Consider the following 22,794-nt stretch of genomic DNA (forward strand, 5'->3'; position numbering starts at 1 on the left):
TCAGACCCGGCGAACGGCCATCGAGCCGTTGGTGCCGCCGAAGCCGAACGAGTTGGACAGGCCGACGTCGATCTTCATCTGCCGCGCCTCGTTGGCGCAGTAATCCAGATCGCATTCCGGATCTTGATTGAAGATGTTGATCGTGGGCGGCGACACCTGGTTGTAGACCGCCAGGGTGGTGAACACCGCCTCGATGCCGCCAGCCGCGCCAAGCAGGTGCCCGGTCATGGACTTGGTCGAATTGACCACCAGCTTCTTGGCGTGGTCGCCGAAAGCCAGCTTCAGCGCATCGGTCTCGTTCTTGTCGCCCAGGGGCGTCGAAGTGCCGTGGGCGTTGACGTACTGGATATCTTCCGCGTTCAGGCCGCCGTTGCGCAACGCGTTCAAAACGCCGCGGCGCGGGCCGTCCTTGTCGGGAGCCGTGATGTGGTGCGCGTCCGAGCTCATGCCGTAGCCTGCGAGCTCGCCATAGATGCGCGCGCCGCGCTTCTTGGCGTGTTCGTACTCTTCCAGCACCAGTACGCCTGCACCTTCGCCCAGCACGAAGCCGTCGCGGTCGCGGTCCCAGGGGCGCGAAGCCGTCTCAGGATCGTCGTTGCGGGTCGATAGGGCGCGCATGGCGGCAAAACCGCCGATGCCCAGCGGCGACACGGTCGACTCGGCGCCGCCGGCCACCATGACGTCGGCATCGCCGTACTCGATCAGGCGCGCGGCATCGCCGATGCAATGCAGGCCAGTGGTGCAAGCCGACACCACCGCGTAGCTCGGACCCTTCATGCCATAGGTAATGGACAGATGGCCGGAAATCAGGTTGATCAGCGAACCGGGCACGAAGAACGGCGAAATCCGGCGCGGACCCTTGGCCAGGTATTCGACCTGCGTTTCCTCGATGCGCGGCAGGCCGCCGATGCCGGAGCCCACGATCACGCCGATGCGTTCCGCGTTGGCTTCGGTGACTTCCAGGCCGCTATCGCGCCATGCCTGCATCCCGGCTGCCAGGCCGTAATGGATGAAGGTATCCATCTGGCGGGCTTCCTTGGCCGAGATATAGGTGCTGATGTCGAAGTCTTTGACTTCGCCGGCAATATGCGTGGTGATGGCCGAGGGATCGAAACGGGTGATGCGGCTGATGCCAGAACGTCCGTTGACGATATTGTCCCAAGCGGTGGTCAAGTCGTTCCCGACGGGAGAAACGATACCCAGGCCAGTGATGACGACACGTCGCTTCACGGATGACTCCTCAAACAGACAAAAGAAAGGCGGTTTTCGGGATGCGCTGCACGTGCGGTCCACACGAAAGCGGGTCGGGCTTTACTACGCCCTTCCCGCATGCGGACCGCACGGCAAATTCCTGAAACCGCCCCGATTTCCCGGTTGGCTGCGACAGACGTCGCGAGGCAACCAGAAGGGTAAAAGCCCAGCTTACTGCTTGCCGTGCGAATTGATGTAGTCAATCGCTTGTTGCACGGTCGTGATCTTTTCGGCCTCTTCGTCGGGGATCTCGGTCTCGAATTCGTCTTCGAGCGCCATGACCAGTTCGACCATGTCGAGCGAATCGGCACCGAGGTCGTCAAGGAAGGAGGATTCGTTCTTGATCTCGGCTTCGTTGACGCCAAGTTGTTCAGCGACGATCTTCTTGACGCGCTGTTCGATGCTTTCCATGCAGATCTCCAAATGGGAAAAATCCCGCGAATTATAGCCAAGCGCTGAGTTTTGCGACGCCTGGCCGTGACAAAAATAACACCGCGCACTTGATCTGTCGCCGGGAGTGGCGCAGGAAACCGGTGTGCGGCGTTTCCGGTTGAATCTCGCGTTGCCGCGCCGATGGTGTCCGGCGGCGGCGCGGCGGAACTAGCCGCCTGCGCGCGATTCGTGACTTATTGCATGTACATCCCGCCGTTGACGTGCAGGGTGGTGCCGGTAATGTAACCCGCCTGCGGCCCGGACAAAAATGCCACTGCGTGGGCGATGTCTGCGGGCGAACCCAGGCGGCCGAGCGGAATTTGCTGCAGCAAGGCCGAAGTCTGGCTTTCGCCCAGCGCGCGCGTCATGTCGGTATCGATGAAACCGGGCGCGACGCAGTTCACGGTAATGTTGCGGCTGCCCAGTTCGCGCGCCAGGGCGCGCGACATGCCGGCCACGCCAGCCTTGGCGGCCGCGTAGTTGGCCTGGCCGGGGTTGCCGCTGGAACCCACCACCGACGTGACGTTGATGATGCGTCCCCAGCGGGCCTTCATCATGCTGCGCAGCACGGCGCGCGACAGGCGGAAAACCGAAGCCAGGTTGGTGTCGATGACCGCCGACCAGTCCTCGTCCTTCATGCGCATTGCCAGCGTATCACGGGTGATGCCGGCGTTATTGACGAGGATGTGGGGCCCGCCGCCTTCCTTGCCCAGTGCGTCGATCAACGCATCGCAGGCCGCAGCGTCGGTCACGTCCAGCACCACGCCGCGGCCGCCGAACGGCGCCAGCGCTTCAGTGATGGCGGCAGCGCCCGATTCCGAGGTGGCAGTGCCGACAACGGTGGCGCCGCGCGCGGCCAGTTCCTGGGCAATGGCGCGGCCGATGCCGCGCGTGGCGCCGGTCACCAGCGCGATCTTGCCCTGCAGTTCGATCGAGGTGTTGTCCATGTTCTTAATTTCCGTTGACGGCGGCCAACGCGGCTTCAAGCGAAGCAGGATCGGTAATGGCCATGCCCGTGAGTTCGGGGTCGATGCGCTTGGTCAGGCCGGCCAGCACCTTGCCGGGACCGCATTCGATGACGTGCGTGACGCCCTGCGCCTTCATCGCGCGCAGGGTTTCAACCCAGCGCACAGGATGCCATGCCTGGCGCACCAGCGCATCCCGGATTGCCCCGGGCTCGACAGGCGAAGCCACGTCGACGTTGTTGATCACTTGCACCTGCGGCGCGGACACCGTCACGCCGGCCAGCGCGCCGGCCAGCACTTCGGCGGCGGGCTTGAGCAGGCTGGAATGGAACGGCGCGGACACGGGCAGCAGCAGCGCGCGCTTGGCGCCCGCGGCCTTGGCCAGATCGCAGGCGCGCTCGACCGCGGCCTTGTGGCCTGCGATCACGACCTGCGCGGGCGCGTTGAAATTCACGGCCTCGACGACCTCGCCCTGGGCGGCGGCCTCGCAGGCAACGCGCACGGCGTCGTCGTCCAGACCCAGGATGGCGGCCATGGCGCCAGTGCCCACCGGTACGGCGGCCTGCATGGCATCGGCGCGCACGCGCACCAGGCGCACGGCGTCCTCAAGCGCGAGCGAGCCCGCGGCCGTCAGCGCGGCATATTCGCCCAGACTGTGGCCGGCCACGACATCGGGCTTGCGGCCGCCCGCGGCACACCAGGCCGCGTACATCGCGACGCCGGCGGTCAGCATGGCAGGCTGGGTATTGGTGGTCAGATTGAGCTGTTCCGCAGGGCCTTGCGCGATCAGCGCGCCCAGGTCCTGCCCCAGCGCCTGAGTAGCCCGCGCCACGGTGTCCGTGACGGCCGCGACGCCGGACCAGGCGTCCAACATGCCGACAGCTTGGGAACCTTGGCCAGGAAAGACAAAAGCGATTTTCATGATTGACCGTATGGATTGATTCAGTGTCTGTGTGGAATGCCAGGCACATCGTTCCGGCAGCCGCGGCGCATGCGCCGCGCCACGCCGGAGCGCGCCCTTACATGCGGGCCAGTACCGAGCCCCAGGTGAATCCGCCGCCCACGCCTTGCATCAGGATCAACTGGCCCGGCTTGACGCGGCCGTCGCGGCGCGCGGCGTCCAGGGCCAGCGGCACGCTGGCCGCCGAAGTGTTGGCATGGCTGTCGACGGTGACGACGACCTTCTCGACCGGCACCGCAAGCTTGCGCGCCAGGAAATTCAGGATGCGCACGTTGGCCTGGTGCGGGATCAGCCAATCGACGTCGGCGATCTCAATGCCCGCCTCGGCGCAGGTGTCGCGCGCGGAACGGTCCAGCACGGTGACGGCTTGCTTGAACACGGCCTGTCCGTCCATGCGCAGGAAGGGATCGCCGGTCACGTCGCCATAGGCGACGTTGCCTGCGGCATTCAGGATCTTGGCCTGGCTGCCATCGGCGTGCAATTGCGCGGCCAGAATGCCCGGCTTGTCGGAAGCCTTGAGCACCACGGCGCCGGCGCCGTCACCGAACAGCACGCAAGTGCCGCGGTCGTTCCAGTCCAGGATGCGCGAAAAGACTTCGGCGCCGATCACCAGCGCGCAACGAGCGCGACCGGCGCGGATGAAGCTGTCCGCAGTGGTCAGCGCGTAAACGAAACCGCTGCACACGGCCTGCACGTCGAAGGCCGCCGAACCCTTGGCGCCAAGGTTGGCTTGCACGATGCAGGCGGTGCTCGGGAAAACGAAATCCGGGGTCGACGTGGCAAGGACGATCAGATCGACCTCGGAAGCGTCCACGCCCGCGTCGGCCAACGCGCGGCGCGCGGCCTCGGTGGCCAGTTGGCTGGTCGTGACGCCGCGTTCGGCCAAGTGGCGCTGCCGGATGCCGGTGCGCTCGACGATCCATTCGTCGGAGGTGGCGATGTCGCGCGTCGCCAGCTCCGCCGCCAGTTCGTCATTCGAAACCACGCGTTCCGGCAGGAAGCTGCCGGTGCCCGCGATCACGGAATATTTCATTGCGGTATCCATCAAGCGGTGTCCCCAGCCACGTTCCGCGACGGCGCCGTTGGGCCCTCGCCAGATTGAACGCGCTTGGTAATCTGAGCGACCGTCTCAGCGGTGCGCTCCAGCAGTTTACTCACTACGGCTTCGCGGGCGCGCTGCAACGCAAAACCATAGGCGTAGACGTCCGCCGAACCATGGCTCTTGATGACCACGCCGCGCAGGCCCAGCAAGGCGGCGCCGTTATAGCGCCGGTTGTCGACGCGGGTGCGCAGGCGGTTGAGCACCGGCTTGGCCACCGCGCCAGCCAGCAGCGTGATCAGATTGCGTTTGAACTCTTCGCGAATGACACTGGACAACATCTTCGCCAGCCCTTCGACGGACTTGAGCACGACGTTGCCGACGAAACCGTCGCAGACGACGACGTCAACCGTGCCCTTGAATATGTCATTGCCTTCCACGTTGCCGTAGAAGTTCAGCGGGCTGCTTCGAAGAAGCTCGGCGGCTTCCTTGACGACTTCGTTGCCCTTGATGACCTCTTCGCCGATATTGAGCAAGCCCACGGAGGGACGCTCGCGATGGTCTACCGCCTGCGACAGCGCGGCGCCCATGATGGCGAATTGGAGCAGGTGCTCGGCCGTGCAGTCCACATTCGCACCCAGGTCCAGCACCGTGGTGGCGCGGCCCGTCTGGTTCGGAATGGACGTGGCGATCGCGGGGCGGTCTATGCCGTCCAGCGTCTTGAGCACATAGCGTGAAATGGCCATCCACGCGCCGGTATTGCCCGCGGAAACGCAGGCGTCGGCGCGCCCGTCCTTGACGGACTGGGCGGCCAGGCGCATGGAGGAGTCTTTTTTGCGGCGCAGGGCGACCTCGACCGGGTCGTCCATGGTGACGACTTCGGAAGCCGCCACGATTTCAATGCGATCGCGCGCTACCCCACGGTGCTCGGAGAGCGCCGCTTCAATAGCGTCGGGAAGCCCGACCAGCAATAGCCGGGTATCCGGAAATTGCCGGGCGAACTCGATCGCAGCCGGAATCGTGACGGGCAGACCGAAGTCTCCGCCCATACAGTCTATGGCGATGCGTATCACGGGTGCCAGGTATCAGCGCTCAGCCGAAATGGTCCGAGTACGAGTTCGGCCCGGGGGCCTTATTCGTCGGCCTTGGTCTTCAGGACCTTGCGGCCGCGATAGAAGCCGTTGGGGCTGATGTGGTGACGCAGATGCGCTTCGCCCGTGTTGGGTTCGATCGCCGTCGGCGGGTTCACCAGAAAATCGTGCGAGCGGTGCATACCGCGCTTGGACGGGGACTTCTTGTTTTGTTGAACGGCCATGATGACTCCTAGAAACGGGGCGCATTGTACGCGATGCGGCCCGATGTTGATCTCAATCTTTGTGCTTCAGTTGTTCCAGCACCGCAAACGGCGACGGACGCTTGACAGCGGGCTCCTCGGGAGAAGCTTCGCTGACCTTGGCCTGCGCGCCCGGGCATACATCATGCTTGGGCACATACGGAACGCTCAGAATGAGCTCATCTTCGATCTGGGCCAGCAGATCAAAATGATGCGAACCCACCACCTTTTCAGGCAGGTTGGACACAAAACCATTTCCTTCTTCGTCCTCGTCGTCCTCGTCGGATGGATTCCCGTAGGAAGCATCGTCGTCGAGATCGGCTTCGGACTTGACCAGCTGCAAAAGGACTTCGCTGTCGATCGGGTACACAAACGGCTCATTGCACCGCTGGCACACCAGCACCGGATTCGCCTGAACATGGACATGCAGCAGCGGCCGGCCCAGCATGAGGCCGGATTTACCCATTTCGCCGCGCACGGACCATGTCACCAGCCCGGCATCGCCCTGCGGTTGTTCGGGTAGCCCTTCAACCGCGCGCGAAAACCGCACAAGAGGTATGGTTCCTTGCGCTTCCTTGCCCATGTGGGCAAATGCGTATGCATCAATGCGCTTGATGTTCAGTCCTTTGCATTCGCGGGGTTGTGCATGCGCCTATATGCGGCGCGGCTTGACGTAGAGGTTTAATACCCCGGGGCTTAACACCCCGACCTCACGCCCAACCATGCAAAAATCCCGCAAAACGTTAGATAATACTGTGACTTACGCATTAACGTCAAATATCGCATGCCTTCAAAGCCTAGCCTGATCCTCGCGTCCAGCTCGCGTTACCGCAAAGAACTGCTGTCCCGCCTGCGCCTGCCCTTCACGACGATTTCCCCCGATGTAGACGAAACGCCACAGTCCGGCGAAACGCCTGAATCCCTGGCGCTGCGCCTGTCCGTGGCCAAAGCCATGGCGGTCGCCGCCAAACATCCAGGCAGCATCGTAATCGGCTCGGACCAGGTGGCCACCGTGGACGGGCAGCCCATCGGCAAGCCGGGAGATTTCCCGCGCGCCCTGGCGCAATTGCGGACCCTGTCGGGTCAGATCGTGGAATTCCACAGCGCCCTGGCGGTCACCGACGGCCAACGGGTGGAAAAAGCCGACATTGTCACGCGCTGCCGTTTCCGCCAGTTGACGGACCGCGCCATCGAGGCCTATTTGCGCGCCGAGGAACCCTACGATACCGCAGGCAGCGCCAAGGCGGAAAGCCTGGGCATCGCGCTGATGGAAAGCATCCAGAGCGACGACCCCACCGCCATCATCGGCCTGCCGCTGATCGCACTGACCCGCATGCTGACGCAGTTCGGCCTGGACCCGCTGGACGCCCCTGGAGCGCCCGCATGAGCGGCGCGCTGCACCTGATCCCGGTTGGCCTGGGCGAAGCCCCGCCCGAGCGCTGGCTGCCCGCCGAGGTGCGCGCCCTGGCGGGCCGGCTGGACACCTATATCGCCGAAAACGCCAAGACCGCACGCGCCTTCCTCAAACTGATCGGCACCACCCGGCCGCTGCAGGAAATCACCATCCACACCCTGAGCGACAAGGTCAACGCGGCCCAGATCAAGGCCTGGCTCGAACCGGCGCTCAAGGGCGCGGAAATCGGCCTGGTTTCCGAGGCTGGCTGCCCCGCCGTCGCGGATCCGGGCGCCAAGGTCGCGGACGCCGCCCATCGACTCGGCATCACCGTCAAGCCCTGGGTCGGCCCCTCGTCCATCCTGCTGGGGCTGATGGCCAGCGGCCTGGACGGCCAGCGCTTCGCCTTCCACGGCTATGCGCCGGTGGACCCGGCGGAACGCGCCAAGCAGCTGCGCGCCTGGGAGCAGCACTCAGCCAAGCACAACCAGACCCAGCTGCTGATCGAGACCCCCTACCGCAACGCCGCCATGTTCGCCACGCTGCTGGCCAGCCTGAAGGGCGATACCAAGCTATGCGTGGCGCGCTCGGTCACCACCGCCGACGAATGGATCGTCACCCGCAGCGTGGCCGATTGGAAAAAGCAGCCGGCGCCCCAGCTAGACAAGCTGCCCACGCTGTTCCTGTTCCTGGCGCGCTGACCCATGCGCCGCCTCATTCTTGCGCCGCTTGCCGCGGCCATCCTGGCGGGGTGCGCCGCGCGCGGCCCCGCCGGCCTGGATCTGGACACCTCGGTCACCGCGGTCAGCCAGGCCAGCCGGGTGCGCAGCATCGTGCTGCACTACACCAGCGTCGACGATGCCCGTTCGATGGAATTGCTCTCCAAGGGCAAGGTCAGCTCCCATTACCTCGTGAACGACGCCGGCCGCGTCTACCGGCTGGTGGACGAGAACCGCGCCGCCTGGCATGCCGGAGCCAGCTCCTGGTACGGCAACATCGCCATGAACAGCACGTCCATCGGCATCGAAATCGTCAACCCCGGCTGGACGGAAGGCACGGACGGCAAGCCCGTCTGGCATCCCTACAACGAGCGGCAACTGCGCGCGCTGACCATACTGCTGCGCGACATCGCCCAACGGCACGGCGTGGCGCCCGAAAACATCGTGGGCCACAGCGATATCGCGCCGCAGCGCAAGGTGGACCCCGGCCCCCTTTTCCCCTGGAAGATGCTGGCCGCGGCGGGAATCGGGCGCTGGTATGACGAAACCGGCGCCGCCGAGCACCTCGCGCGGCTGCAGGCCCAGGGTGTTCCCGACGTGGCGTGGTTCCAGCAGCAGCTGGCGCGGCTGGGGTATGCCTGCCCGCAGGACGGCAGGCTGGATCCGGCCACGATCGGCGCGTTGGCGGCCTTCCAGATGCATTACCGTCCGACGCTGTACGACGGCCAGCCCGACGCGGAAACCGCCGCCATCATGCTGGCGATGCTGTAGAGGCCCTCAGCTATCTGCGGCCGCGCAGCCACGCGACCAACCGCCAGCCCAGCAGCAGGGCCAGCACGGCGGCGTACATCGCGGGCTGCGCCAGGTCATTCTTGCCGGCCTTGTGCCACCAATAATGCAGCACCGCCAGCAAGCCTATGGCATAGATGGCGCGATGCAGGCTCTGCCAACGCTTGCCCAGCCTGCGCATGGCCCACTGCGTGGAGGTGGCCGCCAACGCGGCCATCAGCACGAACGCCGCAAATCCCACCATGATGAAGGGGCGTTCGCCGATGTCGCGCAGCATGCTCGCAGGATCGAAGCCGCGGTCCCACCAGACCCAGGCCATGAAGTGCATGAAACCGTAGAAGAACGCGAACAGCCCGCACATGCGGCGCAGGCGCACCAGGGCCGGCTGGCCGGTCAGCCGGCGCAGCGGCGTGATGGCCAGCGTCACGAGCAGACAGACCAGCGTCCAGGTGCCCGATGAACGGGTCAGGAACTCGACGGGATTCGCCGTCAGCCCATTGTTCACGCCCAGCCAGATCCAGCGCGCAAAAGGCGCAAGGCCCAGCAGGAACAGGAATGGCTTGATACGCCCCACCGCCTTGGCGGAAAGCTGGGTCTTGCGCGGCGGCGCGGCCGGCGCCGCCTGCGGAGTGCCGTCAGGCATGGAATCGCCTCAGTAGTTCGCCTTCAGGTCCATGCCCTGGTAGAGCGAAGCCACCTGCTCGCCATAACCGTTGAACATCAAGGTTTTGCGCTTGGGCGAGAACAGCCCGTCCTCGCCGATGCGGCGCTCGGTGGCCTGGCTCCAGCGCGGATGGGGCACGTCCGGGTTCACATTGGCATAGAAGCCATACTCCTGCGGCGCGGCCTTGATCCAGGACGACACAGGCAGCTTTTCCACCAGGCGGATCTTTACCAGGGACTTGGCCGACTTGAAGCCGTACTTCCACGGAACCGCCAGCCGCAGCGGCGCGCCGTTCTGATTCGGCAACACCTTGCCGTAGACGCCGAACACCAGCATGGCCAGGGGGTTCATGGCCTCGTCGATGCGCAGGCCCTCCACATAAGGCCACTCCAGGACCGCGGCGCGCACGCCCGGCATGTTCTCGCGCTGCACGGCGGTCACGAATTCCACGTACTTGGCATTGCCCGTGGGCTCGACCTGCTTGAGCAGCGCCGACAGCGAATAGCCCACCCAGGGGATCACCATGGACCAGCCCTCGACGCAGCGCAGCCGGTAGACGCGCTCTTCCATCGGCGCCAGCTTGAGCAGCTCCTCTATGGAAAACGTGCGCGGCTTGCCGACCTCGCCCTCGACGCTCACGCTCCAGGGACGTGTCTGCAACTTGCCGGCGTTGGCGGCTGGCTCATCCTTATCCATGCCGAACTCGTAGTAATTGTTGTACGACGTGATGTCGGCCAGCGAGGTCTGCTTGTCCATGACGCTCAGGGCGGCATTGGCCTTGCCCGGCAGCGCGCCGGCCTCCTGCGCATGCGCGCTGCGCATGGCCCAGCCCGGCAGGCCAGCGGCGGCGGCAACCACCCCGGCGCGCAGCATCAGTTCGCGGCGCGAGCGCCAGACGGCCTCGGAGGTGATCTCGGACGGAAGAAAATCGTCGGGCTTGCGTATCAACATCATGGTCTCCGGTGTAGCGCCCGCAGGATCATGGGCGCGCCCTGCGCAAGCCATGGACGCCGCGCCGCCCCATGATATTCCGCGGCAGGCGGCGCTTGCGGGTATTTCCTATAGACCCGCGCCGGCGGCAGGCGTTCCGCGTTGTGTGCGCGGACGACCCGGCACTATCGGAAGATCGTCATGCCACGCGCGGCAGCAGCCACTCGCGCACTTTTGGCACGCTATCGAGCACAGCCTGGGGCGCACAACCCTCAAGCTCCTTCAAGGTATGCGCGCCATAGGTCACGCCCAGGCCGTGCACGCCGGCATTGATCGCCATCTGCAGGTCGTGTGAGGTGTCACCCACCATCACCACGCGATCCGGATCCACGTCCAACTCCTGCATCAGCTCATGCAACATGGCGGGATGCGGCTTGCTGAAGGTTTCGTCGGCAGTACGAGTGGCGTCGAACAGCGGCCCCAGGCCGGTCGCGGCCAACGCGCGGGTCAGCCCCACGCGGCTCTTGCCGGTGGCCACCGCCAGACGCACGTTCTGCCCCGCCAGTTCGGCCAGCAGTTCCTGCACGCCCTCGAACAGGCGCAATTCCGGATCGCGCAACAGGTAATGCGTGCGGTAGCGCTCCAGAAAACGCGGCAGCATCGCCTGGCTCAGCTCCGGTACCGCGCGGCGCAAGGCGCTTTCCAGGGACAGGCCTATCACCCAGCTGGCATCGGATGCCGAAGGCACCGCCAGCTCCAGGTCGCGGCAAGCGCCCTGGATGGCGGCCACGATGCTGTGCGTGGAATCCATCAGGGTGCCATCCCAGTCAAAAACGACTAGCGAATACGACATAATCAGACCGACTCCAGTTGTTTCAGTATTTTCCGGCAAGCTGGAGGCAGCTCGGCGGTAAGCGTCAGGGGCTCGCCCGTCACCGGGTGGGCCAGGGTCAATTGGTGGGCGTGCAGGAACATCCTGCCAAAGCCCATGCGCGCGAACTGCGCCCGCACCTCGTCATGGCCGTACTTGTCGTCGCCCACGATGGGAAAGCCGCTGGCGGCCAGATGCACCCGAATCTGGTGGGTGCGGCCGGTGCGCAATTCGGCGTCGACCAGACTATAGCCACCCAAGCGCTGCTTGAGCGTGACGATGGTGTGCGCCGACTGGCCATCCGGGTCCACCTTGACCCGGCGCTCGCCGGACTGGGTGGTCCACTTGGACAGGCCCAGTTTGATGTGCTGGCGGTCATTGACCCAATCGCCCTCGACGAGGGCCAGGTAGTGCTTATCCCCTTTTCCTTCGCGCAGCATGGCGTGCAGCGCCAGCAAGGCGCTGCGCTTCTTGGCCACCATCAAGAGGCCGGAGGTTTCCCGGTCCAGGCGGTGGACCAGTTCCAGGAACTTGGCGCCAGGCCGAGCGGCCCGCAATTGCTCGATCACGCCGAAGGACACGCCGCTGCCGCCATGGACCGCCACGCCAGCGGGCTTGTCCACCACCAGCAGGGCCTCGTCTTCGAACACCACCGGAAATTCCGCGCCGGGCACCGGACGGGGTTTGCCCGGATCGGGCAAGCGCAGGGGCGGAATACGCACGACGTCGCCTTCGGCGACCCGATAGTCGGCCGAAGTGCGTCCCTTGTTTATTCGCACCTCACCGCCACGGATGGCCTTGTAGATGTGGGTTTTGGGGACGCCCTTGCACAGTCTGGCCAGAAAGTTGTCCAGCCGCTGGCCGGCTTGCTCGGCGTCGACCTCCACCATGCGAACGGCGGGGGGAGCTTTAGAGAGGGTTTTCGAGGAGGAAGTTTCTTTGCGCATTGCGGAAAGCGACATATAATCGGGACAGCCTAAAGGGGCTGAACTAGCCGCCTGACGTAGAGATGCAACGTTACGCAACTCCGTCGAGCGCGCGGGCCGCCATTGTACTGCCTGCTCATTCAACCCCTGGGGTCATTTGGTCGCCGGCGCAACCGCGCCCTGCCGGATAGTGGTGTGGCATTCATTTTGCCCGCTGTCCCAGCAGGTCCGTTGCATGCCGCAAGCGGCTCTGAAGCACCGCAAGAATCGTCGCATATTTAAAGCACCAGCTGCGCGTGGGCAACCAATCCGACCGCAACTGCCGTTCACAGCACTTTTCCGTCAAACCACATTCAGTGAAGCTGACCCTCCTGCTGACAGAACCCCGAGCCCCACGGCTCGACGTGCCCGCCTGACCCGCGGCGGATACGCCTGGGCGCCGCCCAGGTACGGTCCGCATTTCTTGCCCGCTTCAGCCGCAGCCCGAGTGACCCGAGGTCACGCGCCGATATCGGCGCGTCATGACAACGGAGAACCCCTCTCATGAAGCGCATGCTGTTCAATGCGACGCATCAGGAAGAATTACGCGTCGCTATCGTCGATGGGCAAAAACTCATCGACCTCGACATCGAGACTGCCGGCCGCGAACAACGCAAAGGCAACATCTACAAAGGTGTCATCACCCGGATCGAACCCGGCCTCGAGGCTTGCTTCGTCAACTACGGCGAAGACCGCCACGGCTTCCTGCCCTTCAAGGAAGTGGCCCGCAGCTTCTTCAAGGAAGGTGTGGACGTCCGCAGCGCCCGTATCCAGGACGCCCTGCGCGAAGGCCAGGAACTGATCGTCCAGGTTGAAAAGGAAGAGCGCGGCAACAAGGGCGCCGCCCTGACCACGTTCATCTCGCTGGCTGGCCGCTACCTGGTCCTGATGCCCAACAACCCCCGCGGCGGCGGTGTTTCGCGCCGCGTCGAGGGCGAGGACCGCCAGGAACTGCGCGACACCATGGAGCAGCTTGATCTGCCCCAGGGCATGAGCATCATTGCCCGCACCGCCGGCATCGGCCGCAATGTCGAAGAACTCCAGTGGGACTTGTCCTACCTGTTGCAGCTCTGGACCGCCATCGACGGCGCCGCGCGCGACAACTCCGCGCCGATCCTGATCTACCTGGAATCCAGCCTGGTCATCCGGGCCATCCGCGACTACTTCTCCCCGGAAATCGGTGAAATCCTCATCGATACCGACGAGATCGCCGACCAGGCCACGGCTTTCATGAGCGTGGTGATGCCGGACAACGTCCAGCGCGTCAAACGCTACCGCGACGATATCCCGCTGTTCTCCCGCTTCCAGATCGAACACCAGATCGAAACGGCCTACTCGCGCACGGTGACGCTGCCTTCGGGCGGCGCCATCGTCATCGACCACACCGAAGCCCTGGTTTCCGTGGACGTCAACTCGGCCCGCTCCACGCGCGGCGCCGACATCGAGGAAACCGCGCTGCGCACCAACTCGGAAGCGGCCGACGAAGTGGCCCGCCAGCTGCGCTTGCGCGACCTGGGCGGCCTGATCGTCATCGACTTCATCGACATGGAGGACAGCAAGAACCAGCGCGCCGTCGAACAGCGCCTGCGTGATGCTCTCCATTTCGACCGCGCCCGCGTCCAGATGGGCAAGATTTCGCGTTTTGGCCTGATGGAACTGTCGCGTCAGCGCCTGCGCCCGGCCCTGAACGAAGGCTCGCACATCACTTGCCCGCGCTGCAACGGCACCGGCGTGATCCGTGACGCCGAGTCCAGCGCCCTGCACGTGCTGCGTCTGCTGCAAGAAGAAGCAATGAAGGAAAACACCGCCGCCGTGCATGCGCAAGTGCCGGTCGACGTGGCTACCTATCTGCTGAACGAAAAGCGCGCCGACATCACCAAGATGGAAGCCCGCCTCAAGGTCAACCTGATGCTGATCCCCAACAAGCATCTGGAAACGCCGCATCACCACATCGAGCGCCTGCGCCACGACGATCCGCGCCTGGAAGAACTGAAGACCAGCTTCGAACTGGTTGAAGCTCCGGCCACGGACGCCCCCTGGCAGCCGCGCGAGCACGAGATCAAGTCGCGTCCGGAAGCACTGGTCAAGGGCATTACGCCCTCGCAGCCCGCTCCGGTTTCGACGCCCGCTCCCGCCGCACCCGCGCCCGCCTCGGCAGCCGCCGGCGGCCTGGGTGGTCTGTTCAAGCGCCTGGTCGGCTGGCTGACTGGTGGCGGAGCCGAAGCCGCCAAGCCCGCCCCCGCCGCCCAGGACGACAGCGCCAAGCGCGCAAGCTCCGGCCGCGGCAAGGGACGCAGCGGCCATGACGGCCAGGAACGTCGTGGCGAACGCCATGGTTCGGACCGCAACCGCAACCGCCGCGGCGAATCGCGCGCCGAAGGCGCCGAAGCCAGCGAAGGCGGCCGCCACCACGTGCGCGGCAACCGTCGCCCCGAAGGCGAACGCCAGGAACGCGGCGATCGCCACAACCGCAACGAAGCCCGCGGCGAACGCGACACCCAGTCCACGCAAGCGGCCCTGGCGTCCAACCGTCCCGAGCAAGCCGTGGATGCCGGCGGCGAGGATACCGGCGCCGGCCGCAACCGCCGCCGCGGCCGTGGCCGCAATCGCCGCGAGGAAGGCCAATCCGACGCCCCGATGAGCGAACAGGAAAGCATGGTCGCCGCCCTGGCGCAGACGGTTGCCACCGCCCTGCCCGAGACCAAGCCTGCCCCTGAAACCGCCGAGCTTGTCGCCGAGACCACCGAAACCGTCGAACAGGGCGCCGATGGCGTGCCCGGCATCGAAGGCGCCGAAGGCGCGGCCGATCCCGAGCGCAAGCGCCGCCGCCGCCGCAGCCGCCGTGGCCGCCGCAGTCCGGATGAAGCAGGTCTGGCCGGCAGCGATGAGCAGCTGGAAGATGGCGTCGACGATGACGGCGCCGAGCCGTCGGAAGAAGCCGCTGCCCAACCCGCCGTGACCGCCGCGCAAGCCGTGGAGCCGGCGCCGGTCCAGCAGGTCGAAGCCGCTCCGGCCCAGCCTCAGCAGGTCGAAGCCGCTCCGGTGCACGCCCAACAGGTTGAAGCCGCTCCGGTGGAACCCGCCAAGGTTGCCGCCACGCCGGTTGAAGCCCATCAGGCCGAACCCGTGCAAGCCGTTGAACCCCTGGCCCAGCCCGTGCAGACGGCCGCCCCCGAGGTAACGCAGCCGGTCTCCGTGCAGGCCGCCAGCGAGGTCGCCGCCCCCGCGGCATCCGAGCAGGCGCCGGTGGAAGCCGCTGTCGTCGAACCCGTGGTAGCGCCCGTTGCCCCTGCCGCACCTGTCGTCCAGGAAACGGCTGCCCCGGCGCCTGCCGCCGCACCCGCAGCCAGCCAGCCCATCGTGGTGCCGGCAGTTGCTCCGTCGGCCAAGGCACAGGCCCTGCATGACGTGGTGAACGCCGCCGGCCTGCAGTGGGTGGAAACCGATCCGGATCGCCACGCACAGACCCAGCTGCGCATCGCCGCGGCACATACGCCGGTCCGCCTGGGCCGCGAGCGCAAGCCGGTCGCGTCCGTTTCCAACGAGCCGCTGGTTCAGGTCGAAACCCGCCACTAAGCCGCAAGCCCGCAAGGGCTTGCGCGTGGCAATACCCCGCACCCCGGGGAACTGGATAGCAATCCAGTTCCCCGGGGTGTTTTCATTGCGGGCCGCGCGGCTCGCGGTCGCGCCCGCTGCGGTCCATCCCCGGTGCGTCAGTCCCGCACGCGATTCACCTGCACGCCCCCGCCCCTGCTGATCAATCGCCCTCTATCCGGTCCTCAGGCAGGTTCAAGGCCTGCCCGGCCTCTTCGACGAACGCCTCCGCCAGCGCCGAATGCGGCATATGCCGGGCCCAGAGGATCCCCATGCAGCGCAGCGGCGCGCGCCCCGGCAGCGGCACGCGCTTGACGCGCCGGCTGTCCAGCCAATCCGGCGCCCAATCGGGCACCAGCGACACCCCCAGCCCTTCCGACACCATGCAGGCGATGCCCATGAGGCCATCGACCTCCAGGCGCTCGCGCGGCACGATGCCGTGCTGGCGCAAGTATTGATCCGCCAGGCGGCCTCCCCAGACGTTGCGGTCGTAGCGGATGAACGGCTGCGTGCTCATCAGTTCATGGGCGTCGTTGCTTGCGGTCTCGGGCGGCGCCAGCACCACCAGCGGCTCTTCCGCCACCAGTTTCCAGGCATAGCCCTTGGACAGGTTGAACTGGGGTTTGACGATGAAGGCCGCGTCCAGGTCGCCATTGATCACCCGGTGATACAGGTGATTGGACGTGCCCGGCTCGACGAAGACGGCAAGCTTGGGCAGGCGCCGGTACAGGCGCGCCAGCACGGTGGGCATGATGCCCGTCAACGCCGACACCGACACGCCCAGGCGCAGTTCGCCCAGCGGCGCGTCGTCGCTGGCGCTGGCGCGTAGGTCCCGCACTTCACGCAGCACGCTGCGGGCGCGCTCCAGCACCTTCAGGCCCGCCTCGGTGGCCTTGACGCTGCGGCCGACGCGCTTGATGAGAGCGGCGCCCAACTCCTCTTCCAGGGTGCGCACCCGCGCCGCGATGGCGGCTGGCGTCAGGTCCAGCCGCCGCGCCGCCTCCGCCAGCGATCCGCATTCGACCACAGACACAAAGCTCTGCACATATCGCGTATCCAAAACGTCCCCTTTTTTTCTGAATGCACGGTTTGCGCCAGGGCAAACCACAACAATTTTATGGATTGAAGCAATTAAACAGCAGATGTTCATCGGCCGGTTCAGTGCCAGAATCAGACGTTGCCGCCGCGCCGCCTGGCGCGTCCTTTTCATTCATCAGAAAACGAGTAGAGACAATGAGCACGCAAGCCAGCATTCCCGGCGTTTTTTCTCCGGTCCTGACGCCGTTCGACCAAGCCTATCGTCCCGCCTTGGGACGCTACGTGAAGCACTGCCGCTGGCTGCGCGAGCAATCCGTCGGCCTGGCCATTTTCGGCACCAACTCGGAAGCAAACTCGCTCGCCCTGTCCGAAAAGCGCAGCCTGCTGGACGCGCTGCTGGAAGCCGGCGTGGAACCGTCCGCGCTGATGCCCGGCACCGGCGCCTGCGCGCTGCCCGACGCGATCGAATTGACCCGCCACGCCGTGCACAGCGGCAGCATGGGCGTACTGGTCTTGCCGCCCTTCTACTACAAGGGCGTAAGCGACGAGGGCCTGTTCCGCTACTACGCCGAACTGATCGAAGGCGTGGGCGACGACCGGCTGCGCATGTACCTTTACCACATCCCGCCCGTGAGCCAGGTGCCGCTGAGCCTGGACCTGATCGACCGCCTGCTGGATCGCTATCCCGGCCAGGTCGCGGGCGTGAAGGACAGCGGCGGAGACTGGAACAACACGGCAGCCATGATCGAACGCTTCGCCCCGCGCGGCTTCCAGGTCTACGCGGGCAGCGAAGCCTTCCTGCTGCAAACCCTGCGCGCCGGCGGCGTGGGCTGCATCACCGCCACCGGCAACGTCAACCCGGGCCCCATCGTCGCCCTGCAGCAGCGTTGGCAGGAAGCCGACGCCGACGCCCGCCAGGCCGGCTTGAACGCGACCCGCAATGTGTTCGGAAAATTCCCCATGATCCCCGCGATGAAGGCTGCCATCGCCTGGAAATCCGGCGATGCCGCCTGGGCGACGGTGCGTCCGCCCCTGGTGGAGCTGAACGCCGAACAGCGCACCGCCTTGCAAGCCGCCCTGAACGAAAACGGCTTCAACATGCCGGGTGCGGAAACGCTGGCGGACAACTAGTCCCCTGTCCCGCGGGCGCGCCGCCGCCGGCGGGATCGAACAGCGCCACCTCTGCGGCAGAAAGCGCCCCGGCGCACGGCCATCCGGGGCCGTGCGCCGGGGCGCTTTGCTTGGCGATGCGGTTAGCGGCTCAGCTCACCACGCCGATGTTCCAAGGCACGAACTCATGATCGCCCAGCCCCAGAAGCTCGCTCTTGCTGCGGGTGCCGGAGGCTACCAGCAGGATTTCCTCGAAGATGCGCTGCGCCACTTCCTGCAGGGTCGCGGTGCCATCCAGGATGTCGCCGCAATTGACGTCCATGTCTTCGGTCAGCCTTTCGTACATCGGCGTATTGGTCGCCAGCTTGATCGAAGGCACGGGCTTGGCGCCGAACATCGAACCGCGGCCGGTGGTGAAACAGATCATGTTGGCGCCGCCCGCGATCTGGCCAGTCGCGGACACGGGGTCGAAGCCGGGCGTATCCATGAAGACCATGCCGGGCTGGCGCACCGGTTCCGCGTAGCGGTAGACCTCCATCAGCGCGGTGGTGCCGCCCTTCATCGAAGAACCCAGCGATTTCTCGAAGATGTTGGCCAGACCGCCCATCTGGTTACCAGGGCTGACCTTGCCGTTGATCTGCACGTCGCGCCCGGGCGAATACTCTTCCTTCCACCAACGGATACGCTGCACCAGCTTCTCGCCGACTTCGCGGTTGCGGGCGCGCGACGTCAGCGTGTGCTCCACGCCGTAGATCTCGGGCGTTTCGGACAGGATGGCGGTGCCGCCATGACGCACCAGGATGTCCATCGCCGCACCCAGTGCCGGATTGGCCGTGATGGACGAAAACCCATCCGACCCGCCGCACTGCAGCCCCACCGTCAAGTGCCGCGCCGGCAGCGGCACGCGCTCGACCTCATTGGCCTGCGGCAGCAGGGCTTGCACCGCGGCGACGCCGGCCTCGATGGTTTTACGCGTGCCGCCGGTCTCCTGCATGATGAAGGTCTTCAGACGGGCTCCCGCCTCCAGGCCTTGATCCTTGAGCAAGGCATCCAGCTGGTTGCGCTCGCAGCCCAAGCCGACGATCAGCACGGCCGCGAAGTTGGCGTGGCAGGCGTAGCCCCCCATCGTCCGACGCAACAGATCCATGGGTTCGCCGGACATCTCCATGCCGCAGCCCATGCCATGGCTCAGCGCCACCACGCCGTCCACATTGGGGTAGGCTGCCATCAGCTCCGGGGTGAAGGCTTCGGCGATGCGGTGCACCACCGTCGCCGAACAGTTCACCGTCGCCATGACGCCTATGTAGTTGCGGGTGGCGATCTGCCCATTGGCGCGCACGATGCCGAGAAAGCGCGCTTGCTCGGACTCGGGCAGGACGGGCGTGGGCACGTAGTCGCGGGCGTGCGCGTAGTCCCGGTCGAACTCCTGGAAGTCCATGTTGTGCGAGTGGACGTAGGTGCCGGCAGGAATATCGCCCGCCGCAAAGCCGATGCAGACGTTGTACTTGAGGATGGGCTCGCCGGCGCGCAGGTCGCGCGCCGCGATCTTGTGGCCGGCCGGGATCTGGCTGCGGCTGACGATACCCTCGGAAGGCACGGCCATGCCTATGCCGATGGGCACGCGCGCCACCACGACGTTGTCCGCGGAGTGCAGCCGGATGACGGGGCCGGCGGCGCGCTTTTCGCTTAAATCGATCATATCTTGGTCTCGCTGGGATGAAGGGAACGCCCGGACGCAGATGCGCGGGCGGACCGGCTATTCGGGTTTGATGCCGATGTCGCGGATCAGGACGGACCAGCGCGGCAACTCGGCGCCCACGAAGCGTGTGAAGGTCTCGGAATCGCTGCCCACCACCGTGAAACCCTGCTCGCTCAGCTTGGCCTGCATGTCGCTCTGTTGCAGGGCGGCGCGGATGGAATCGGAAAGCTTGCCCACCACGGGCTTGGGCGTGTTGGCAGGCGCGAACACGCCATACCAGGTCGACACTTCGAAATCCTTGAAGCCCGATTCAGCCAGGGTCGGAATCTGCGGCGCCTTCGGGTCCCGCTTCAGGCTGGTGATGGCCAGCGGCCGGACCTTGCCCGAATTGATGTGCGGCAACGCCACGGGAAGATTGGCGAACATGAACGGCACGTGCCCGCCCAGCACATCGGCCATGGCAGCCGATTCACCCTTGTAGGGCACGTGCGTTACCTTGGTGCCCACCATGTGCGCGTACAGCTCCCCGGCGATATGCTGCGGGCCGCCCTGGCCCGACGAGGCGTAGCTCACGGCGCCGTCACCGGCCTTGCGGATGTGCTCGGTGAGCTCCTGCACAGTCTTGGCATCAACCAGGGCCGGATTGACCACCAGGATCAGGGGCATGGTCACCACCTGCGACACCGGCGCGAAGTCCTTTTCAGGCTTGAACGGCAGGGACGGGAACAAGGACGGGGCGACCACCATGGTGGACTGCGAACCCAGGAACAGCGAATAGCCGTCGGCAGGCGAACGGGCCACGTTGTCGGCGGCGATGGTGCCGGTAGCGCCGGCCCGGTTCTCCACCACCACCTGCTGCCCCAGGCTTTCGGCCATCTTGGCGCCCACCAGCCGCGCCACGATGTCCGCGCCGCCCCCCGGAGCAAAACCCACCACCATGCGCAGCGGCTTGTTCGGAAACTCCTCGGCCATCACGGCCGACGCGCCGCAGGAAAGAGCAAGAGCCAGGCCCAGTGCAGCGGCCATGCGCGTCAGGGGACGCGCGGGAGTACAGGGGTAGTTCATGTGTTGGTCTCCGTCAGCCGTCACCGCGCCCCCTCCCCTGACGCGGCCAGGCGCGCTGCGGAGTCTCGGGGGCCGGGCGACGGTCATTGTGTGTTTTGTGCAATGCCAGGGCATTCTGGCGATTGCACTACTCACCAACAAGTATGTGAACGCACCGTCAAAAGATAATATTTTTGCGGTGTGAGAGAAGACCGAACGGAACGCCGCGCGACAGCCCAAAAAAAATCCACCCCTGGGGGTGGATCTCTCTGTACGGCGCGCCCTAGGGCGGCGCCACATGCATGGACGCGCAGCCGAATCAGAACTGATACGTGTACGTCAGTTGGAGCACGTCCAGGCCCGGGTTCGGGCGCTTGATGCTGGCGTTGGAGAAGTGCGAATAGCGCAGGCCGATGCGATTGTTCGGCGTCACGAGAAAGCCCATGCCGATGTGATCGCCAAACTGGAAGGCCGTGCTGATGTTCTCGTCAGCGAAACGCGTGCTGGAGAAGAGCGTGGCGCCGATACCGGCTTCAATGTAGAAGCGTTCGCCGGTCCACCAGCGGAACATCGGGATGGCGTTGAGTTGCCAGACATGGCCGGGCGAACGCGAACCGCTAGCCTTCCAGTAGGACGCGCCGAGTTCAGGCGTCAGGTCCAGTCGGCCCCAGTTGCCGCCGAACTGGTAGGTCCAGACCGAAGCCGTTTCGTAGTTGATCGTCAGGCGCTGATAGTGGTCTCCAATGCCGTAATGCATGCTGACGCCGCCCTGGGTACCGGTGGAGGATTGGGCGCTCGCCAGCGACGCGGTTGCGGCCAGGGCAAGCCCCACAAGGCCGGTAAGCATCTTCTTCTTGGTCAACTGCATTGGAAAACTCCGTAGATTTCAAACCTAGTACGCAACATAGCAAAATACGGGCCGGACGACTTGATTTGTGTCGCACGCAGGCAACATCGCGGATGGAAAAGACTGTTCCGAAAAACATCCGTCACATGCCGCCTGACAAACTCCCTAAAACAAGAATGCCGCCGGGAGCCTGAGGCTGCCGGCGGCACCTGATCACAGCCGTTCCAGTCCGCCCGACAAGGCCGGCCGGATGGCAGGAATATTCAGGCAGTCACCACGTCCGCGGGCTGGTTGGTCAGCAAGGCCAGCAGGCGGGCGATTTCCTCGCGCAGTTGGCGGCGGTCCACGACCATGTCGATGGCGCCCTTCTGCAGCAGGAACTCAGCGCGCTGGAAGCCTTCCGGCAGCTTTTCGCGCACGGTCTGCTCGATCACGCGCGGGCCGGCAAAGCCGATCAGCGCCTTGGGCTCGGCGATGACCACGTCGCCCATGAAGGCGAAGCTGGCAGACACGCCGCCCATGGTGGGGTCGGTCAACACGCTGATGAACGGCAGGCCGGCCGCCGACAGGCGGGTCAGCATGGCGTTGGTCTTGGCCATCTGCATCAGCGACAGCAGGCTTTCCTGCATGCGCGCGCCGCCCGAGGCAGCCACGCAGATGAAGGGCGTCCTGTTGTCCAGGGCGGCCTGGGCGCCGCGCGCAAAGCGCTCGCCCACCACCGAGCCCATGGAGCCGCCCATGAATTCGAATTCAAAGCAGGCCAGGGTCGCGGGCACGCCGCGGATCGAGCCGCTCATGACCACCATGGCGTCGGTCTCGCCGGTTTGCTTGACCGCTTCCTGCAGACGCTCGGGATACTTGCGCGTGTCCTTGAACTTCAGCGTGTCGACCGAACGCGTGGTCTGGCCGATTTCAACCCGGCCTTCCACGTCCAGCAGCGAATCGATGCGGGCGCGGGCCCCGATGCGCATGTGGTGGTCGCACTTGGGGCAAACGTGCAGGTTGGCCGCCAAGTCTTCGCTGTACAGCACCGATTCGCACGAGGGGCATTTCACCCAAAGGCCTTCGGGAACGCGGCGGGGGCCGCTTTCGCTGGTTTTGTTGATGCGAGGAGGCAGGAGTTTTTCGATCCAGCTCATTGATTATTCAT

The 22,794-nt window shown here is 65.5% G+C and carries 22 protein-coding genes; 5 read left to right on the top strand and 17 right to left on the bottom strand.

Going from position 1 to position 22,794, the window contains the following annotated elements:
* From fabF to WBB14_RS10830, 8 genes are all read right to left on the bottom strand, one after another.
* Window positions 1-1,230, bottom strand: coding sequence for a beta-ketoacyl-ACP synthase II (gene fabF / locus WBB14_RS10795; protein WP_424239814.1), 1,230 nt, complete (start codon window positions 1,228-1,230; stop codon window positions 1-3).
* A gap of 192 nt (window positions 1,231-1,422) precedes the next feature.
* Complete coding sequence (gene acpP / locus WBB14_RS10800) at window positions 1,423-1,662, bottom strand: acyl carrier protein (RefSeq protein ID WP_003813816.1); 240 nt, start codon at window positions 1,660-1,662, stop codon at window positions 1,423-1,425.
* Between the two features lie 215 nt (window positions 1,663-1,877).
* Window positions 1,878-2,630 (bottom strand): 3-oxoacyl-ACP reductase FabG, encoded by a 753-nt coding sequence (gene fabG / locus WBB14_RS10805; protein ID WP_424239815.1) that lies wholly within the window; start codon window positions 2,628-2,630, stop codon window positions 1,878-1,880.
* Window positions 2,631-2,634: 4 nt separating this feature from the next.
* Window positions 2,635-3,570: an ACP S-malonyltransferase gene (gene fabD / locus WBB14_RS10810; RefSeq protein ID WP_424239816.1), complete on the bottom strand. Its 936-nt coding sequence runs from the start codon at window positions 3,568-3,570 to the stop codon at window positions 2,635-2,637.
* Window positions 3,571-3,667: 97 nt separating this feature from the next.
* The gene (locus WBB14_RS10815) at window positions 3,668-4,654 is read right to left on the bottom strand and encodes a beta-ketoacyl-ACP synthase III (protein ID WP_424239817.1); all 987 of its coding nucleotides are present in this window, start codon (window positions 4,652-4,654) and stop codon (window positions 3,668-3,670) included.
* The gene (gene plsX, locus WBB14_RS10820) at window positions 4,654-5,721 is read right to left on the bottom strand and encodes a phosphate acyltransferase PlsX (protein WP_424239818.1); all 1,068 of its coding nucleotides are present in this window, start codon (window positions 5,719-5,721) and stop codon (window positions 4,654-4,656) included. Before plsX ends, WBB14_RS10815 begins: the two co-directional genes overlap by 1 nt.
* A 59-nt stretch (window positions 5,722-5,780) precedes the next feature.
* The gene (gene rpmF / locus WBB14_RS10825) at window positions 5,781-5,963 is read right to left on the bottom strand and encodes a 50S ribosomal protein L32 (protein ID WP_013392223.1); all 183 of its coding nucleotides are present in this window, start codon (window positions 5,961-5,963) and stop codon (window positions 5,781-5,783) included.
* Between the two features lie 52 nt (window positions 5,964-6,015).
* The gene (locus tag WBB14_RS10830) at window positions 6,016-6,564 is read right to left on the bottom strand and encodes a YceD family protein (protein ID WP_424239819.1); all 549 of its coding nucleotides are present in this window, start codon (window positions 6,562-6,564) and stop codon (window positions 6,016-6,018) included.
* Between the two features lie 201 nt (window positions 6,565-6,765).
* Between WBB14_RS10830 and WBB14_RS10835 the strand changes: the two genes are divergently transcribed.
* From WBB14_RS10835 to WBB14_RS10845, 3 genes are read left to right on the top strand one after another with little or no spacing between them, the layout of a single operon-like run.
* A complete protein-coding gene (locus WBB14_RS10835; protein ID WP_424239820.1) occupies window positions 6,766-7,368 on the top strand; it encodes a Maf-like protein in 603 nt (200 codons plus the stop codon).
* Window positions 7,365-8,075 carry an SAM-dependent methyltransferase gene (locus WBB14_RS10840; RefSeq protein WP_424239821.1) on the top strand — a complete coding sequence of 237 codons (711 nt, stop codon included), beginning with the start codon at window positions 7,365-7,367 and terminating at the stop codon, window positions 8,073-8,075. Before WBB14_RS10835 ends, WBB14_RS10840 begins: the two co-directional genes overlap by 4 nt.
* A 3-nt stretch (window positions 8,076-8,078) precedes the next feature.
* Window positions 8,079-8,864, top strand: a complete 786-nt coding sequence (locus tag WBB14_RS10845) for an N-acetylmuramoyl-L-alanine amidase (RefSeq protein WP_424239822.1) — start codon at window positions 8,079-8,081, stop codon at window positions 8,862-8,864.
* Window positions 8,865-8,874: 10 nt separating this feature from the next.
* Here WBB14_RS10845 and msrQ read toward each other — a convergent pair whose 3' ends face one another.
* The 4 genes from msrQ to WBB14_RS10865 all read right to left on the bottom strand — a co-directional run bounded on the left by msrQ (window position 8,875) and on the right by WBB14_RS10865 (window position 12,294).
* The gene (gene msrQ, locus WBB14_RS10850; protein ID WP_424239823.1) at window positions 8,875-9,525 is read right to left on the bottom strand and encodes a protein-methionine-sulfoxide reductase heme-binding subunit MsrQ; all 651 of its coding nucleotides are present in this window, start codon (window positions 9,523-9,525) and stop codon (window positions 8,875-8,877) included.
* A gap of 9 nt (window positions 9,526-9,534) precedes the next feature.
* Window positions 9,535-10,497 (bottom strand): protein-methionine-sulfoxide reductase catalytic subunit MsrP, encoded by a 963-nt coding sequence (msrP, locus tag WBB14_RS10855; protein WP_424239838.1) that lies wholly within the window; start codon window positions 10,495-10,497, stop codon window positions 9,535-9,537.
* 178 nt (window positions 10,498-10,675) lie between these two features.
* Window positions 10,676-11,329 carry an HAD family hydrolase gene (locus tag WBB14_RS10860; protein WP_424239824.1) on the bottom strand — a complete coding sequence of 218 codons (654 nt, stop codon included), beginning with the start codon at window positions 11,327-11,329 and terminating at the stop codon, window positions 10,676-10,678.
* Between the two features lie 2 nt (window positions 11,330-11,331).
* The gene (locus WBB14_RS10865) at window positions 11,332-12,294 is read right to left on the bottom strand and encodes an RluA family pseudouridine synthase (protein ID WP_424239825.1); all 963 of its coding nucleotides are present in this window, start codon (window positions 12,292-12,294) and stop codon (window positions 11,332-11,334) included.
* A 522-nt stretch (window positions 12,295-12,816) separates the two neighbouring features.
* Here WBB14_RS10865 and WBB14_RS10870 point away from each other — a divergent pair.
* Complete coding sequence (locus WBB14_RS10870; protein ID WP_424239826.1) at window positions 12,817-15,888, top strand: Rne/Rng family ribonuclease; 3,072 nt, start codon at window positions 12,817-12,819, stop codon at window positions 15,886-15,888.
* Between the two features lie 181 nt (window positions 15,889-16,069).
* Here the strand turns inward: WBB14_RS10870 and WBB14_RS10875 are convergent, their stop codons facing one another.
* The gene (locus WBB14_RS10875; protein ID WP_424239827.1) at window positions 16,070-16,966 is read right to left on the bottom strand and encodes a LysR family transcriptional regulator; all 897 of its coding nucleotides are present in this window, start codon (window positions 16,964-16,966) and stop codon (window positions 16,070-16,072) included.
* Window positions 16,967-17,139: 173 nt separating this feature from the next.
* On the opposite strand from WBB14_RS10875, the gene WBB14_RS10880 reads away from it, so the two are divergent.
* Window positions 17,140-18,075, top strand: coding sequence for a dihydrodipicolinate synthase family protein (locus tag WBB14_RS10880; RefSeq protein ID WP_424239828.1), 936 nt, complete (start codon window positions 17,140-17,142; stop codon window positions 18,073-18,075).
* A 130-nt stretch (window positions 18,076-18,205) separates the two neighbouring features.
* Here the strand turns inward: WBB14_RS10880 and WBB14_RS10885 are convergent, their stop codons facing one another.
* The 4 genes from WBB14_RS10885 to accD all read right to left on the bottom strand — a co-directional run bounded on the left by WBB14_RS10885 (window position 18,206) and on the right by accD (window position 22,783).
* The gene (locus tag WBB14_RS10885) at window positions 18,206-19,753 is read right to left on the bottom strand and encodes a UxaA family hydrolase (protein ID WP_424239829.1); all 1,548 of its coding nucleotides are present in this window, start codon (window positions 19,751-19,753) and stop codon (window positions 18,206-18,208) included.
* Between the two features lie 57 nt (window positions 19,754-19,810).
* Window positions 19,811-20,818: a Bug family tripartite tricarboxylate transporter substrate binding protein gene (locus WBB14_RS10890; protein WP_424239830.1), complete on the bottom strand. Its 1,008-nt coding sequence runs from the start codon at window positions 20,816-20,818 to the stop codon at window positions 19,811-19,813.
* A gap of 298 nt (window positions 20,819-21,116) precedes the next feature.
* Window positions 21,117-21,665: an acyloxyacyl hydrolase gene (locus tag WBB14_RS10895; protein ID WP_424239831.1), complete on the bottom strand. Its 549-nt coding sequence runs from the start codon at window positions 21,663-21,665 to the stop codon at window positions 21,117-21,119.
* A 242-nt stretch (window positions 21,666-21,907) separates the two neighbouring features.
* Complete coding sequence (gene accD / locus WBB14_RS10900) at window positions 21,908-22,783, bottom strand: acetyl-CoA carboxylase, carboxyltransferase subunit beta (RefSeq protein ID WP_424239832.1); 876 nt, start codon at window positions 22,781-22,783, stop codon at window positions 21,908-21,910.
* Window positions 22,784-22,794: the final 11 nt, after the last annotated feature.

Source organism: Achromobacter sp., from assembly GCF_049647645.1.
Taxonomy (GTDB): domain Bacteria; phylum Pseudomonadota; class Gammaproteobacteria; order Burkholderiales; family Burkholderiaceae_B; genus Achromobacter.

Excerpts from the sequence above, each read along its gene's own strand:
- acpP (WP_003813816.1), bottom strand. The coding sequence starts at position 1,662 with ATGGAAAGCATCGAACAGCGCGTCAAGAAGATCGTCGCTGAACAACTT.
- fabG (WP_424239815.1), bottom strand. The coding sequence starts at position 2,630 with ATGGACAACACCTCGATCGAACTGCAGGGCAAGATCGCGCTGGTGACC.
- fabD (WP_424239816.1), bottom strand. The coding sequence starts at position 3,570 with ATGAAAATCGCTTTTGTCTTTCCTGGCCAAGGTTCCCAAGCTGTCGGC.
- WBB14_RS10815 (WP_424239817.1), bottom strand. The coding sequence starts at position 4,654 with ATGGATACCGCAATGAAATATTCCGTGATCGCGGGCACCGGCAGCTTC.
- rpmF (WP_013392223.1), bottom strand. The coding sequence starts at position 5,963 with ATGGCCGTTCAACAAAACAAGAAGTCCCCGTCCAAGCGCGGTATGCAC.
- WBB14_RS10830 (WP_424239819.1), bottom strand. The coding sequence starts at position 6,564 with ATGGGCAAGGAAGCGCAAGGAACCATACCTCTTGTGCGGTTTTCGCGC.
- WBB14_RS10835 (WP_424239820.1), top strand. The coding sequence starts at position 6,766 with ATGCCTTCAAAGCCTAGCCTGATCCTCGCGTCCAGCTCGCGTTACCGC.
- WBB14_RS10840 (WP_424239821.1), top strand. The coding sequence starts at position 7,365 with ATGAGCGGCGCGCTGCACCTGATCCCGGTTGGCCTGGGCGAAGCCCCG.
- WBB14_RS10845 (WP_424239822.1), top strand. The coding sequence starts at position 8,079 with ATGCGCCGCCTCATTCTTGCGCCGCTTGCCGCGGCCATCCTGGCGGGG.
- msrQ (WP_424239823.1), bottom strand. The coding sequence starts at position 9,525 with ATGCCTGACGGCACTCCGCAGGCGGCGCCGGCCGCGCCGCCGCGCAAG.
- msrP (WP_424239838.1), bottom strand. The coding sequence starts at position 10,497 with ATGTTGATACGCAAGCCCGACGATTTTCTTCCGTCCGAGATCACCTCC.
- WBB14_RS10860 (WP_424239824.1), bottom strand. The coding sequence starts at position 11,329 with ATGTCGTATTCGCTAGTCGTTTTTGACTGGGATGGCACCCTGATGGAT.
- WBB14_RS10865 (WP_424239825.1), bottom strand. The coding sequence starts at position 12,294 with ATGCGCAAAGAAACTTCCTCCTCGAAAACCCTCTCTAAAGCTCCCCCC.
- WBB14_RS10870 (WP_424239826.1), top strand. The coding sequence starts at position 12,817 with ATGAAGCGCATGCTGTTCAATGCGACGCATCAGGAAGAATTACGCGTC.
- WBB14_RS10880 (WP_424239828.1), top strand. The coding sequence starts at position 17,140 with ATGAGCACGCAAGCCAGCATTCCCGGCGTTTTTTCTCCGGTCCTGACG.
- WBB14_RS10885 (WP_424239829.1), bottom strand. The coding sequence starts at position 19,753 with ATGATCGATTTAAGCGAAAAGCGCGCCGCCGGCCCCGTCATCCGGCTG.
- WBB14_RS10890 (WP_424239830.1), bottom strand. The coding sequence starts at position 20,818 with ATGAACTACCCCTGTACTCCCGCGCGTCCCCTGACGCGCATGGCCGCT.
- WBB14_RS10895 (WP_424239831.1), bottom strand. The coding sequence starts at position 21,665 with ATGCAGTTGACCAAGAAGAAGATGCTTACCGGCCTTGTGGGGCTTGCC.
- accD (WP_424239832.1), bottom strand. The coding sequence starts at position 22,783 with ATGAGCTGGATCGAAAAACTCCTGCCTCCTCGCATCAACAAAACCAGC.